This is a genomic window from Pseudomonas yamanorum, from assembly GCF_013386765.1.
Lineage (GTDB): Bacteria > Pseudomonadota > Gammaproteobacteria > Pseudomonadales > Pseudomonadaceae > Aquipseudomonas > Aquipseudomonas yamanorum_A.
This window is the reverse complement of sequence record NZ_JACARE010000018.1, coordinates 399,525-413,559: the sequence shown is the minus strand read 5'-3', so window position 1 is coordinate 413,559 and position 14,035 is coordinate 399,525. Positions and strand designations below refer to the sequence as shown.

Below are 14,035 nucleotides of genomic sequence, written 5' to 3'. Positions count from 1 at the left end.
TTCCTGTGAGGGCTATTGTTGCTCTCTAAGCAATTGGGCGGCGCGGGCGGCGAAGTAAGTCAGGATGCCATCGGCACCCGCGCGTTTAAAGGCAGTCAGGGATTCAAGGATCACCCCTTCACTCAACCAACCATTCTGGATCGCGGCCATGTGCATGGCGTATTCACCGCTGACCTGATAGACAAAGGTCGGCACCTTGAATTCCTCTTTGACCCGATAAAGGATGTCGAGGTACGGCATCCCGGGCTTGACCATGACCATGTCGGCGCCTTCGGCCAGGTCCGCCGCCACTTCGTGCAGGGCTTCGTGGCTGTTGGCCGGGTCCATCTGGTACGAGGCCTTGTTGGCCTTGCCCAGGTTCAGCGCCGAACCCACCGCATCGCGGAACGGGCCGTAGTAGGCGCTGGCGTACTTGGCCGAGTAGGCCATGATTCGTACATTGACGTGGCCGGCCAGCTCCAGGGCCTCGCGAATCGCCTGGATACGACCGTCCATCATGTCTGACGGTGCGACCACCTGGGCGCCCGCTGCGGCGTGGGACAAGGCCTGCTTGACCAGTGCATCAACGGTGATGTCGTTCTGAACATAGCCTTCTTCGTCGAGAATGCCATCCTGCCCGTGGGTGGTGAACGGGTCCAGGGCCACGTCGGTGATCACCCCCAGTTCCGGAAAGCGTTCGCGCAAGGCACGGGTGGCGCGCTGGGCGATACCGTCCGGGTTCCAGGCTTCGGCGGCGTCCAAAGACTTGAGCTCGGGCGGCGTGACCGGAAATAGCGCCAGCGCCGGAATCCCCAGTTCGACCCAATTCGCCGCCTCTTCAAGCAGTAAATCAATGGTCAAGCGCTCCACGCCCGGCATCGACGCCACCGCTTCCCGACGATTTTCACCGTCCAGCACAAACACCGGCAGGATCAGATCATTCACCGTCAGGACGTTTTCACGCACCAGACGACGTGAAAAGTCATCACGACGGTTGCGACGCAGACGAGTGGCGGGAAACAGACGGTTGGCGGGGGTAAAGCTCACGGCAGACTCCTGAGCCCGGGTTGACGGGCGAGCGTGACAGTTATAAGCGGCCATTATGACGAAGGAATTACAGTTGTGGTTAGCTCATACGCAGTAAGGCAACCGTCGTGCGACCTGTAGTCGCATTCGTCGCTTATGTAGGAATTGTTCACTTCGTGACACATCTCGATACTTTCATGAATGTTCACGAAGGCGTAGGCTGCGCGTTCATTTCGCCAGCACCCAGACCATGCTTCAACAATTTCTGCATGACTTCGGCTACTTTGCGCTGTTCCTAGGCACCTTCTTCGAAGGCGAAACCATTTTGGTTCTCGCAGGCTTCCTGGCGTTCCGTGGATACATGGATATCAACCTGGTGGTGGTCGTTGCCTTTTTCGGCAGCTACGCCGGCGACCAGTTGTGGTACTTCCTGGGGCGCAAGCACGGCCGCAAACTGCTGGCGCGCAAACCGCGCTGGCAATTGCTGGGCGACCGGGCCCTGGAGCATATCCGCAAGCACCCGGACATCTGGGTGCTGAGCTTCCGCTTCGTCTACGGTTTGCGCACGGTGATGCCGGTCGCCATCGGTTTGTCGGGCTACCCGCCGGGCCGCTACCTGTTACTCAACGGGATCGGCGCCGCCGTGTGGGCCGCTGCGCTGGGGGCTGCGGCTTACCATTTCGGCGCGGTACTGGAAGGCATGCTGGGCAGCGTCAAGAAGTATGAGCTGTGGGTGCTGGGCGCACTGCTGGTGCTGGGCCTGGGCTTGTGGCTACGCCGGCGCATCAAGAACGCCCGGCTGACCCGCGAAGCCTGCGCCGCCGAAAAGGTTCGCCTGGCCGCAGGCGAACCGGAAACAACCGAAAAACCTACGACGCCAGTCGAGTAAGCCGGTCTCTGCAACAGTAGAGACCGATGCCACTGAGCAAGCTGTAACTGACCAGGCCCAGCCAGCCTAACGAGCTGGCCGGCCACAGCCCAACCAGCGGCGCCAGCCACACCAGTGGCACATTCAGCGCCAGGCGCACCAGCTCAGCCTTCAGCGCCCACGGGCGATTCTCCAAAGCCACCCCCAGGGTGAACAACCCCAACGCCATCGCGCTCCAGCCCAACACCAGGGCGGCGGTCGGCAAGCCCTCGCCAAAATTCATCAGATAGCTGCCAAACCCCACGTACGCGGCAAATTGCAGGGCAATGTAGATCTGTTGGCGCCCATCCAGCGGCACCTCGAATTTGCGGAACTGGCTCAAATCCGGCTTGGTCATCGGGTACTTCGCCGCCACATCGGCCGGCCGCCAGCCGGTGCGCATGAACCAGATACGCAGCTTGTCCCACCCACTTTCGGTGCGCCGCGCATCACTCCACAGCTGTGCATAAAACTGCAGGTTGGCCCACAACGGGTTCCAACTGGCCAATGGCGTGGTCACGCCAAAGATCACCGGTTCGTTATCGTCTTCTTCCTGGAAGGAGCCGAACAGACGGTCCCAAATAATGAACACACCGCCGTAGTTGCGATCCATGTAGAGAGCGTTCTGTGCATGGTGGGCCCGATGATTGGACGGCGTGACGAAGAACCACTCGTACCAGCCGAGCTTCGGCACATGGCGCGTGTGCACCCAGAATTGATACAGCAGGTTGAGGGACGCCACGCTGATAAACACCACCAGCGGCACGCCAAGCACGGCCAGTGGCAGGTAGAAGATCCAGCTCAGCAGAAAGCCGGTGCTGGTCTGGCGCAAGGCGGTGCTGAGGTTGTAGTCCTCGCTCTGGTGATGCACCGAATGGGCGGCCCAGAGGATGTTGCGTTCATGGCCACAGCGATGCAGCCAGTAGTAGCAGAAGTCGTAGAACACAAAGGCGAATACCCAGGTCCAGACGCTCTGGGCCGACAGTTCGATGATTGCCAGGTGCTTGAGGGCGAAGGCATAAGTGAGGATGCCCACCCCTTTGGTCAAAAGCCCCGTGGTGGTGGACAACACGCCGGTACTGAGGCTGTTGATGGCGTCGGCCACCCGGTAATTGCGCTGGCCGCGCCGGTAGTCGGCCAGCAGCTCGACCACAATCAAGGCAATGAAAAACGGTACCGCGTAAGGGACGAAGTCCATGGGCAAGTCCGGTCAATTATTGTTACATCTAGAGTAGGTGTAGCGGCTGGATATCCCATTGGCAATGAGTGACAAATGAGTAGACATTTAACGCCATGAATCAGGAGAAATGCCCATGAGCAAAAAGATTGCAGTGATCCTTTCCGGCTGTGGCGTGTACGACGGGGCCGAGATTCATGAAAGCGTGATCACCCTGCTGCGCCTGGACCAGCGCGGCGCCGAGGTGCAGTGCTTTGCACCGGACATTGCCCAGTTGCATGTGATCAACCACCTCACGGGCGAAGAGATGCCCGAGTCGCGCAACGTGCTGGTGGAGTCGGCGCGTATCGCCCGGGGCGAGGTGAAGGATATCCGTGACGCCAACGCCGAGGATTTCGACGCGCTGATCGTGCCCGGCGGGTTTGGCGCAGCGAAAAACCTGTCGAACTTTGCCGTGGAAGGCGCCGGCTGCAGCGTCAACCCGCAGGTGCTGGAATTGGCCGAGGCGTTTGCCGAAGCAGGCAAGCCCGTCGGGCTGATCTGCATCTCGCCGGCCCTGGCGGCGAAGATCTATGGCCCGGGCGTGACCTGCACCATCGGCAACGATGCCGACACCGCCGCCGCCATGGACAAGATGGGCGCCACCCACCAGGAATGCGCAGTAGACGACATCGTCGAAGACAAGGCGCGCAAACTGGTGAGTACGCCGGCCTACATGCTGGGCAAGCGCATCAGCGAAGTGGCTTCAGGCATCAACAAGCTGGTGGACCGGGTGCTGGAACTGACTCACGAGAACGATTAGGCCTTCATCAGCCGGGTCAGGATCCGATCCAGCGAGTTGGCAAACGCCTGCTTGTCCTTGTCCCCATGGGGCGGCGGGCCGCCGCCCATCTGCCCCTGTTCCCGCAAATCGGTGAACAGGTTACGCACCGCCAGCCGTTCACTCATGTTCTGCGGGCTGAACTCCTTGCCTCGCGGGTCCAGCGCCGCTACGCCGTTCTTCACCAGGCGGTCGGCCAACGGCACATCGCTGCAGATCACCAGGTCGCCGGGCACCGCGTGCTCCACCAGGTAGTCATCGGCCGCATCCGGGCCGCTGGGCACCACGATCAGCTTCACACACGCGAAGCTCGGCTTGATCTGGCTCTGCCCGGCCACCAGCACCACTTCAAACTGGCGCTTGAGGGCGAACTTCACCACCTGGTCCTTGGCCGCCCGCGGGCAGGCGTCTGCATCGATCCAAACGCGCATGGCTAGGCCACCACGCGGCGTTTTTCAGCCAGCCGGCTGCGGCCGTACAGCACCACAATCGCCAGGATCGCCACCGCTTGGGCACTCAACGAATACGCATCGGCGTGAATGCCCAACCAGTCGAAGTCAAAGAACGCCACCGGCCGGGTACCGAAGATCCCGGCTTCCTGCAACGCCTTGACGCCATGCCCGGCGAACACCACCGACAGCGCGCACAGCAACGCCGCGTTGATGCCGAAGAACAGCGCCAGCGGCAGTTTCGCCGAGCCCCGCAGAATCACCCACGCCAGGCCCACCAACAGCACCAGCGCCGTGGCACCACCGGCCAATACCGCGTTGTGCCCGGCGGGACCGGCCTGCAACCACAGGGTTTCGTAGAACAGGATCACTTCGAACAGCTCGCGGTACACCGAGAAGAACGCCAGCATGGCAAAGCCGAAACGCCCGCCACCGCCCACCAGGCTGCTCTTGATGTAGTCCTGCCAGGCCGCCGCGTGGCGACGGTCGTGCATCCACACCCCGAGCCACAGCACCATCACGCTGGCAAACAGCGCGGTGCAGCCTTCCAGCAACTCACGCTGGGCGCCGCTGACGTCAATCACATACGCCGCCAACGCCCACGTCGCCAAACCGGCCAACAGCGCCAGGCCCCAGCCGACGTTGACGCTGCGCACCGCCGATTGCTGGCCGGTGTTACGCAGGAACGCGAGGATCGCGGCCAGCACCAGGATCGCTTCCAGGCCTTCGCGCAACAGGATCAGCAAACCGGAGATATAGCTCAGGGACCAACTCAGGCCATCGCTGCCCAGCAAGCCGGCCGATTCGGTGAGCTTGCCCTTGGCCACGTCCAGGCGCTGCTGCACTTGTTCGATCGGCAAACCGTCCTGCAACGACTGTCGGTAGGCCATCAGGGCCTTTTCGGTGTCCTTGCGTACGTTGGCGTCGACGTTGTCGAGGGAGCTTTCAACCAGCTCGAAACCTTCCAGGTAAGCCGCTACCGACAGGTCGTAGGCCTGCTCATGCTCGCCATTGCGGAATGCGGCGAGGCTTTTATCAAGGGTTGCGGCGGTGTAATCGAGCAACTGCGCCGGGCCACGCTTGACCTGTGGCGGTTGGGCGCGCTGGGCGCGGAAGGTGGCAACTGCGTCCGGACCTTCGGCGGCCAGCACTTCGTTAGGGGTCTGGCGGGCGAGGTCGGCGAGGTTGAAGGACTTTTCGCTTTTCGCGGCAGCCGGGTCGGCGGTGAAACCTGCGATATAGGTGGCCAGGTCCCAGCGCTGGCGGTCGTCCAGTTGATCGGCGAACGACGGCATGTCGGTGCCTTCGACGCCCAGCCCAAGGGTGTTGTAGATCGCGTAGAGGCTCAAGCGGTCGAGGCGTGCAGCGTCCCGCAGGTTGGCGGGCGGCGGGGTCATGCCGACGCCTGCGGGGCCATCACCGGCGCCGGTGGCGCCGTGGCACACCGAGCAGTTTTGCGCGTACAGCGGCGCGCCACGGGTCGGGTCGGGGGTAATGGCCGGGGCCTGGCTGACTTCATATGCCACCGCCAGCTTGGCGCCCAATTGCCGGGCCTGGTGGGCAACCGCCGCGCCATCCTGATGGGCCGTCACGGCGGCCAGCAATTCATCCACGCCTTTTATCAACTCGGCGCGCTCGGGTTTTTCCGGTAGCTCAGCCACCAAACCCTGCAAAACCCCGAGAAACTCTACCTGCTCTCGGTATTCCGAATCATCGATGACCTTGCCCGCCTCCACCGTCGGCGGGTAGTCCGCGCCGATGTAGTCCAGTAAATGCAGGGCCTGGGGGGCACCCTCGGCAGTTGCAGCCAGCAGGTTGACGCTGCACGACATCAACGCCGGCAGTACCAGCCAGGCAAGAAAGCGGAAAGGGGCAATCATGAATGAATCTCAAATGGAAATACGAAGTAACACATTGTCAAACCTTAAGCCTTTTGACTCAAGGTGTTAGTGATTTTGTGTAGGCGCGGGTAGTGGCATCTTCATTGAAATATGGATCCAAAAGGCCATTGTTTTGCCAGTAATGCAGCTTATAATGCCGCGCCTTCGTTATTGCGAAATGGCATTTTCGCTCCTCTTTTTATGAGGAATTGACAGGATAGCGACGCTTTCCTGCCATTGGTGATTCGGCCCGACCAGCACATTCGGCCGATTACGTTCAGGGAAGAAGCTCTTCGATGGCATCTCGCGCCTTTACTTCGCTCGCGCTCGCGGCGGTCACGTTGTTGTCCGGTTGTTCGATGTTTCGCAGCTACGACACCGAGCTGCAAGCCACCAACCAGCAGTTGGCCACCGGCAATGTCGATGGCGCGTTGACCCTGCTTGAGAAGAACAACACCGGCGACGACAAAGACCTTCTCTACTACTTCGAAAAGGGTGAGTTGCTGCGGGCCAAGGGCGACCTGACCGGCAGCCAGGTCGCCTGGCGCAGTGCCGACCTGCAAGTCTACAAGTGGGAAGAGTCGGTCAAGTTCGACACCGACAAGTACCTCGCGCAGTTCGGCGCCTTCCTGGTCAATGACAAGGTCCGCCGCTACGAAGGCTACGACTACGAAAAAGTCATGCTCACCACCCAGATGGCCCTGAACCTGCTGGCGCTGAATGACTTCGACGGTGCCCGCACCGAGATCAAGAAAACCCACGAACGCGAGGCGGTGATCGCCGACCTGCGGGACAAGGAATACCTCAAGAGCGAAAACGAAGCCGAGCGCCAGGGCATCGCGACCCAGTTCAAGGACCTGCGCGGCTACCCGGTGGAAAGCCTCAATGCCCCGGAAGTGGTGGGCCTGAAGAACAGCTATCAGAGTGCGTTCAGCCATTACCTGGCCGGTTTCGTCTACGAAGCCCTGGGGGAAAAAGACCTGGCCGCGCCGGGTTATCGCAAGGCGGCCGAACTGCGCCCCAATACACCGCTGCTGGAACAGGCCCTGCTCGACCTGGATAAATCCAAAGTCGGCGCCGATGAGACCGACGTGCTGATCGTGGTGCAGAGCGGCCTGGCCCCGGCCCGCGACTCGATTCGCCTGCCGTTGCCGATCCCCATCGACGGCCACCTGGTGATCACCCCGCTGTCGTTCCCGGTGATCAAGCCCGACACCTCCACCGCGACCTTCGCCCAGATCGGCGTCGACGGCCAGCAGCAGAACCTCACCGCCCTCAACAGCATCACTGCCATGTCTCGCCGCGCCCTGCGGGATGACATGCCGGGCATCATCCTGCGCACCACCGTGCGCGCCGTCACTCGCGGTATCACCCAGAACAACCTGAACAAGACCAACCCGATGGCCGGCCTGGTACTGGGTATCGCCTCGGCCGTCACCGAAGGCGCCGACACCCGCACCTGGCGCACCCTGCCGGACATGACTCAAGTGACGCGCCTGCGCCTCAAGCACGGCGAGCACCAGGTCAGCCTGCCCAACGCCCTGGGCGGCACGCTGGTGACGGTCAAGGCCGACCAGCGCTATCAGGTGATCACCCTGCGCGTGGTCGGCAACCAGGTCTTCGCCGGCGGTCTTGCGGCCCACGTGGTGCAGAGCAACCCGCCGCAAGCCGTCGCCACTCTCAAACAACCTTAAGGAGCACGCTATGCGTCACTTCATCCTCGGCGCCCTGGCGCTGATCCTGCTGGCCGGCTGCGCCACCCCGCCACCACCGGAACCCGGCAGCGCCGCGAGCAAAATCGTGGTGATGGGCAAGTTCAAGGGCATTGCCGTCGGCGCCATCCGCGTCGCCCGGGAAAACGGTTTCCTGACCGCCAAGGTGCAGTTGAGCAACATCACCAGCAGCAACCAGATGATGTATTACCGCTTCGCCTGGTTGGGGGCCGACGGTTTCCCGGTGGGCGATGAAGAGACCTGGAAGGTGCTGAACCTCTACGCCAACCAGGCGACCTTCCTGCCGGCCATCGCCAACCTGCCCCAGGCGGCGGACTTCCGTCTTGAAGTCAAAACCCCTTGAGCCGTCCACCCTTCTTGAGAGATTTCCCCATGTTTGCACGCTTTTCGTTCCTCGCCGTGGTGGCCGTCCTGGCCAGTGGCTGCGCCAACACTTCGCCAGTACTGGGCGGTAAAAACATCAGCTACGGCGACACCAAGGCTGTGGAACTGGTGACCAACGAGTTCGGCTCCACCGACCTGCAGATGATCGCCGAAAGCATGACCCGCTCCCTGGCACAGTCCGGCATCCTGCAAGGCCGCCCGGTGGTGCAGGTGTATGACGTGAAGAACAAGACCAGCGAGTACATCGACACCCGCGAGATCACCACGTCGATCAAGACCCAGTTGATGAAGACCGGCACCGCCCGCTTCGCCAGCGACAACACCGACATGCAAAGCCAGGTCGACCAGTTGAAGCTGCAGAACCAGAGCGGCCTGTACAAGAAGTCCACCGTCAGCAAGACCGGCAACATGGTCGCGGCCAAGTACCGCCTGGAAGGCTCCATCAGCTCCATCGTCAAGCGCAGCTCGGACTACAAGGACGTGTTCTACAAGTTCAGCCTGCAACTGGTGGATGTTGAAAGCGGCCTGGCCGAGTGGATGGACGAAAAAGAAATCCGCAAGACCACGGAGCGCTAAGCAATGCGTGCATGGATCGGCATGATCGGCCTGCTGTGCGCCTTTGGCGCCTCGGCCGCACCGAAGATCGCGGTGACCGACCTGGCCTACGAGGCCAGGGTGGAGGAGTACATCCACCAGGTCGCCGCCAGCAACAACTTCCAGGCCAGCGCCTACAACGCCAGCGGCGGTTCGAGCTATAGCGAGTACGAGAGCCGTACCAGCTACATCGAGCAGACCGAGCTGCGCAAGTTCAGCGGCGACATCAAGGGTGAAATCCTCAAGTCCCGGCAGTTCCAGTTGGTGCAGGGCACGCCTTACACGGCTGACGCCAAGGGCGATGTGTACGACGTAATCAAGCGGATCAAGGCCGGCAACTTCAAGGGCGCGGACTACGTGCTGTTCGGCACCTTGTCGGACATCGACTTCACACAGGATGTAAATGCGCTGGACCACACCAACAGCTATTCGGCGGTGCTGGGCCTGACGCTGGTGGCGGATTTCAGCCTGATCAACACCCGCACCTTTGAAATCACCTCGGCGTTTACCGCGATGGGCGAAGGCCAGGACACCAAGCTGGTGAACAACCGTGACGTGCGCGTGAGCCTGAACCGGCCGCGTGTGGTGCGGGAAGTGTCGAAGGCGTTGGGCGAGGATGTGGCGCGGCAGTTGGCCGAACACCTCGGCGGTGGTTATCAGGAAGCACCTGGGCAGCCTGCATTGCGCAATAACCTGCCACGGGATGAAGCGCCGAAGATCTTGCGCTGATTACTGCAAGTACAAGCAACACAAAACCAATGTGGGAGCTGGCTTGCCTGCGATGCAGACGCCTCGGTGTATCAGTTACACCAGGGTGATGCTATCGCAGGCAAGCCAGCTCCCACATTTTTGATCCGGTTTCGCCAGTTACGCCGTTGCGCGATGCAGGCTGGCGAGAAAACCCGCCGCCCCAACGAACAACCCGGCAAACGTGCGGTTCATGCGTTTCTGCTGCTTCGGTGTGCGCAGCAACCGCAACACTTTCGAGGCCAGCCCGGTGTAGCCGGCCATCACGATCATGTCCACGCAGATCATCGTCGCGCCCAGGATCAGGTATTGGTTCAGCAGCGGCGCCTGTGGGTTCACGAACTGCGGCAGCACCGCCAGCATGAACACCAGGGCCTTGGGGTTGCTGGCGTTGACCAGGAACCCGCGGAACATCATCGCCATCGGCTTGCCGATCGGGCGGATCGCCGCGTCATCGCTCAGGTCGGTGGGCAGTGCGCGCCATTGCTTGATGGCGAGGTACACCAGGTACGCCACGCCAAACCATTTGATCGCATAGAACGCAGTAGAGGATGCGGCGAGAATCGCCCCCAGGCCGCCGGCGACCACGGCAATCTGCATCGCCAGGCCCAGTTGCAGGCCCAGGGCGTTCCAGTAGCCACGCAGGAAACCGTACTGCAGGCCGCTGGACATCGACGCAATGGCGCCGGCGCCAGGAGAGAGACTGATGATCCAACTGGCCAGGAAAAAGGCCAGCCATGTGTCGAGTGCCATTACACACCTCAGAGCTGAGTTTGCTGAATGTTTCTAAACTAACGCTGCTGCCCGAGAAATGGCTACAAAAATTTTGGTCTGGGCCTGGGTGGTGAGGGAGTTTGCTGTGGCCACAGAGCTTACTGTGGCGAGGGAGCTTGCTGTGGCGAGGGAGCTTGCTCCCGCTGGGCTGCGTAGCGGCCCCAAAATCTTGGGAGCGCTACGCACTCCAGCGGGAGCAAGCTCCCTCGCCACAGCAGCCCCCTCACCACAGCAAGCTCCCTCGCCACAGGTTAAGGCAGCACGTCACTGCCGCGCCAGCGGCGCACCGAGCGCTGGAAAAACAGGCTGTTGGGCACTTGCACCATGACGCTGCCCGTCCCGGCCTCTTCCACTTCGATCAGCGTGGTGTAGAGCAGGTTGATTGCCACCACCCGGCCTTTGACGCCAGGCTTGTCGACAGTGTCCACCAGCTCGACCACGTCGCCAAGGCGGAACGGTCCCACGGTGAAAATCAGGATGGCGCACAGCAGGTTGGACAACACCGACCACATGGCGAAGAACGCCACCGCTGCCACCGCCACGAAACCCGACAACGCCGTCCACAGCACCGTGGCGGACACGCCCAGGCGCTCCAGCACGAATATCAGTGCGCTGCCCATGATCAGCCAGCGCAGGCCGCCGCGCAGGGGCATCAGCAACTGCGGCGGGAACGGATAACGCTCCCCCAGGCGGTTCAGGCATTTGGCGACGAAACGCTGGGTGAAGTAGCCGGCCAGCAGGATCAGCAGAATTTGTACGGCCACCCAGATCGGCGCGACCCATTGTGCCGGCAGCGGCAGTTGCAGCGCTTCCATCAGGACAGCGCCTCCAGCTCCGCTTGCAAGGATTCCAGCAGTTCGAGGGCTTCCATCCAGGTCTCCTCCAACTGCGCTTCACGCACCTTGAGCTTGGCCTGTTCGGCCAGCAGGTCGCGCAACTCATCCTTGCGGGCCGGCTCGTACACGGCGCTGTCACCGAGGCTGGTTTCGATCTTCGCCAGCTTCTCGTGGATTTTGCCCAACTCGGCTTCCAGCTTGTCGGCTTCACGCTTGTGGGGTGCCAGCTGCTGACGCAATGCAGCGGCGGCCTGGCGCTGGGCCTTCTTGTCGGTCTTGTCCGGGTTGACCGGCGTGTTGCTGACCGGCGCGTTGCGCAGGCGGTAGTCCGAGAGCCAACGGGCGTAGTCTTCCAGGTCGCCATCGAATTCCTCGACCTTGCCGTCAGCCACCAGCAGGAAGTTATCCGTGGTGCTCTTGAGCAGGTGGCGATCGTGAGACACCACCAACACCGCGCCGCTGAATTCCTGCAGGGCCATGGTCAGCGCCAGGCGCATTTCCAGGTCCAGGTGGTTGGTGGGTTCATCGAGCAGCAGCAGGTTTGGCCGGTCCCAGGCGATCAACGCCAAGGCCAGGCGGGCCTTTTCGCCACCGGAGAAGTTCAGCACCGGCTCGTCGATGCGCGCACCACGGAAGTCGAAACCACCGAGGAAGTCCCGCAGGGTCTGTTCGCGTTCGGTCGGCGCCAGGCGCTGCAAGTGCAGCAGCGGGCTGGCCTTGGCGTCGAGGGAGTCCAGTTGGTGCTGGGCGAAGTAGCCCACCACCAGGTTCTCACCGCGCACCAGGCGACCGGCCAACGGCTGCAATTCGCCCGAGAGGTTTTTGATCAGGGTCGACTTGCCCGCACCATTGGGGCCGAGCAGGCCGATCCGCGCGCCTGGGGTAAGCTGCAACTTGACCTTCTCAAGGATGGTCTTGTCGCCATAACCCAGGCGGGCGTCGGACAGGTCCAGCAGCGGGCTGGAGATTTTCACCGACTCGCGGAACACAAAGTCGAACGGTGAATCGACGTGGGCCGCCGACAGTTCTTCCATGCGCTCCAGGGCCTTGATCCGGCTCTGGGCCTGACGGGCCTTGGTGGCCTGGGCCTTGAACCGGGCGATGTAGCTTTCCATGTGCGCACGTTGCGCCTGCTGCTTCTCGTAGGCCTGCTGTTGCTGGGCCATGCGTTCGGCACGGGCGCGTTCGAAGGCGCTGTAGCCGCCACGGTACAGGGTGATTTTCTTCTGGTCGACGTGGGCAATGTTGTCCACCACGGCGTCGAGGAAATCCCGGTCGTGAGAAATCAGCAGCAAGGTGCCCGGGTAGCTCTTCAGGAAGTCTTCCAGCCACAGGATCGCATCGAGGTCCAGGTGGTTGGTCGGTTCATCGAGCAGCAACAGGTCCGAGGGGCACATCAGTGCCTGGGCCAGGTTCAGGCGCATGCGCCAGCCACCCGAGAAGTCGGCGACCGGGCGGTCCATCTGTTCGTTGGTAAAGCCCAGGCCGGCAAGCATCTTGCGGGCACGGGCGTCGGCGGTGTAGCCGTCGGCGCTGTCCAGTTCCGAGTGCAGGCGGGCCTGTGCGGCGCCGTCCTGGGCTTTCTCGGCCTCGGCGAGGTCGTGTTGCACCTGGCGCAGGCGCAGGTCGCCATCGAGCACGTAGTCGATCGCAATGCGGTCGAGGGTGTCGATCTCCTGGCGCATATGGGCGATGCGCCAGTCGGCCGGGAGCAGACAATCCCCGGAGTCGGGCGTCAGCTCACCCAGCAGCAAGGCGAACAACGTGGATTTGCCGGCGCCATTGGCACCGATCAGGCCGGCTTTGTGACCGGCGTGCAGGGTCAGCTCGGCGTCTTCGAGAAGACGTTGCGGGCCACGCTGTAATGTTAGGCTTTGAAGTCGGATCATAATGGCGGCGGAGTCTACCAGCTTCGTTGGCCGCTGGCTTGGGTGTGAATATGTGCGCTGACCTGTGGAGCTTTGCCCTCTCGACTTACGCCCGCCCGGGCGTCGAGGACGCTTGCCTGCGCTTGCAGGCGCAAGGGGCTGATGTGTGCCTGGTGTTGTGCGGGTTGTGGCTGGAGCAGCGCGGTGTGGCGGCGCAACCGTCGCGTTTTCAGGCATTGCGGCAGATGGCCGGGCCGTGGCAGGCCGAGGTGGTTGAACCGCTGCGGTACGTACGCACGCAATGGCGGCCCCTGGCGCAGCACGATGCTGAACTGGGCGCGTTACGGGAGCGGGTCAAGGCACTGGAGCTGGAAGCCGAGCGCTTGCTGTTATTGCGACTGGAAGGTGTGGCGCAGGATTGGCCGATGGCCGAGGTGAAAGATCAAGCATGGCTTGAAGGACTGGCGGCCGAAGCCGCCAACCTTGACCACGACGCGCTGCATCAGCTGCGCGCCGCGGTTACCGGCACTTAGGAAGCGCTGGTTGGAGTGACGCTTGGCGCTGCCGGTGCAGGCGTGCTGCTGGCCGGTGCGGCAGGTGCTGCAGTGCTGGCAGCAGGCGCGGCTGCAGTTGCAGGCTTGGCAGCTGGAGTTGCTGGTTTGGCCGGTGCAGGCTTGGCGGCTGCTGGTTTTGCGGCTGGCTTGACGGCTGGTTTCGCAGCAGCAGGTTTTGCGGCAGCTGGCTTGGCGGCCGGCTTGGCAGCAGCTGGTTTAGCGGCAGCCGGCTTAGCGACCGGCTTGGCAGCAGTTGGTTTGGCAGCAGCTGGCTTCGCGGCTGGTTTCGCAGCAGCAGGTTTAGCCG

15 protein-coding genes are annotated in these 14,035 nt (G+C 62.3%); 7 read left to right on the top strand and 8 right to left on the bottom strand.

Annotation, left to right across the window (positions count from 1 at the left end; genetic code table 11):
• Positions 1-12: 12 nt before the first annotated feature.
• Positions 13-1,026 (bottom strand): porphobilinogen synthase, encoded by a 1,014-nt coding sequence (hemB, locus tag HX875_RS15270; RefSeq protein WP_177043769.1) that lies wholly within the window; start codon positions 1,024-1,026, stop codon positions 13-15.
• Positions 1,027-1,255: 229 nt separating this feature from the next.
• Between hemB and HX875_RS15265 the strand changes: the two genes are divergently transcribed.
• Positions 1,256-1,894 (top strand): DedA family protein, encoded by a 639-nt coding sequence (locus HX875_RS15265; protein ID WP_177043768.1) that lies wholly within the window; start codon positions 1,256-1,258, stop codon positions 1,892-1,894.
• Here the strand turns inward: HX875_RS15265 and HX875_RS15260 are convergent.
• Positions 1,875-3,110, bottom strand: a complete 1,236-nt coding sequence (locus HX875_RS15260) for a sterol desaturase family protein (protein ID WP_177043767.1) — start codon at positions 3,108-3,110, stop codon at positions 1,875-1,877. The two genes, HX875_RS15265 and HX875_RS15260, sit on opposite strands and share 20 nt — an antisense overlap.
• Before the next feature lie 115 nt (positions 3,111-3,225).
• On the opposite strand from HX875_RS15260, the gene elbB reads away from it, so the two are divergent.
• Complete coding sequence (elbB, locus tag HX875_RS15255) at positions 3,226-3,891, top strand: isoprenoid biosynthesis glyoxalase ElbB (RefSeq protein ID WP_177043766.1); 666 nt, start codon at positions 3,226-3,228, stop codon at positions 3,889-3,891.
• Here elbB and HX875_RS15250 read toward each other — a convergent pair.
• Entirely contained in the window at positions 3,888-4,340 is a 453-nt protein-coding gene (locus HX875_RS15250; protein WP_177043765.1) for a YaiI/YqxD family protein, read from the bottom strand. The two genes, elbB and HX875_RS15250, sit on opposite strands and share 4 nt — an antisense overlap.
• 2 nt (positions 4,341-4,342) lie before the next feature.
• Positions 4,343-6,238: an FTR1 family protein gene (locus tag HX875_RS15245; RefSeq protein WP_177043764.1), complete on the bottom strand. Its 1,896-nt coding sequence runs from the start codon at positions 6,236-6,238 to the stop codon at positions 4,343-4,345.
• A 296-nt stretch (positions 6,239-6,534) separates the two neighbouring features.
• On the opposite strand from HX875_RS15245, the gene HX875_RS15240 reads away from it, so the two are divergent.
• Genes HX875_RS15240 through HX875_RS15225 form a run of 4 tightly spaced genes read left to right on the top strand, consistent with a single transcriptional unit; the run spans position 6,535 to position 9,678 of the window.
• A complete protein-coding gene (locus HX875_RS15240) occupies positions 6,535-7,932 on the top strand; it encodes a COG3014 family protein (RefSeq protein ID WP_177043763.1) in 1,398 nt (465 codons plus the stop codon).
• A gap of 10 nt (positions 7,933-7,942) precedes the next feature.
• Complete coding sequence (locus HX875_RS15235; RefSeq protein WP_003214024.1) at positions 7,943-8,314, top strand: YcfL family protein; 372 nt, start codon at positions 7,943-7,945, stop codon at positions 8,312-8,314.
• A gap of 29 nt (positions 8,315-8,343) precedes the next feature.
• On the top strand, positions 8,344-8,931 hold the full coding sequence (gene lpoB, locus HX875_RS15230) for a penicillin-binding protein activator LpoB (RefSeq protein ID WP_010167979.1): 588 nt from the start codon (positions 8,344-8,346) through the stop codon (positions 8,929-8,931).
• A 3-nt stretch (positions 8,932-8,934) separates the two neighbouring features.
• A complete protein-coding gene (locus tag HX875_RS15225) occupies positions 8,935-9,678 on the top strand; it encodes a penicillin-binding protein activator LpoB (protein ID WP_177043762.1) in 744 nt (247 codons plus the stop codon).
• Between the two features lie 138 nt (positions 9,679-9,816).
• Here the strand turns inward: HX875_RS15225 and HX875_RS15220 are convergent, their stop codons facing one another.
• From HX875_RS15220 to HX875_RS15210, 3 genes are all read right to left on the bottom strand, one after another.
• The gene (locus HX875_RS15220) at positions 9,817-10,449 is read right to left on the bottom strand and encodes a LysE family transporter (protein WP_003208844.1); all 633 of its coding nucleotides are present in this window, start codon (positions 10,447-10,449) and stop codon (positions 9,817-9,819) included.
• Positions 10,450-10,721: 272 nt separating this feature from the next.
• Positions 10,722-11,285 (bottom strand): mechanosensitive ion channel family protein, encoded by a 564-nt coding sequence (locus HX875_RS15215; protein WP_177043761.1) that lies wholly within the window; start codon positions 11,283-11,285, stop codon positions 10,722-10,724.
• On the bottom strand, positions 11,285-13,195 hold the full coding sequence (locus tag HX875_RS15210) for an ATP-binding cassette domain-containing protein (protein WP_177043760.1): 1,911 nt from the start codon (positions 13,193-13,195) through the stop codon (positions 11,285-11,287). Before HX875_RS15210 ends, HX875_RS15215 begins: the two co-directional genes overlap by 1 nt.
• A 50-nt stretch (positions 13,196-13,245) precedes the next feature.
• On the opposite strand from HX875_RS15210, the gene HX875_RS15205 reads away from it, so the two are divergent.
• A complete protein-coding gene (locus HX875_RS15205; RefSeq protein WP_177043759.1) occupies positions 13,246-13,707 on the top strand; it encodes a TIGR02444 family protein in 462 nt (153 codons plus the stop codon).
• Here the strand turns inward: HX875_RS15205 and HX875_RS32625 are convergent.
• Positions 13,704-14,035: hypothetical protein (locus tag HX875_RS32625; protein ID WP_218171933.1), on the bottom strand; the 332-nt coding region annotated here is incomplete at its 5' end. The genes HX875_RS15205 and HX875_RS32625 overlap by 4 nt on opposite strands.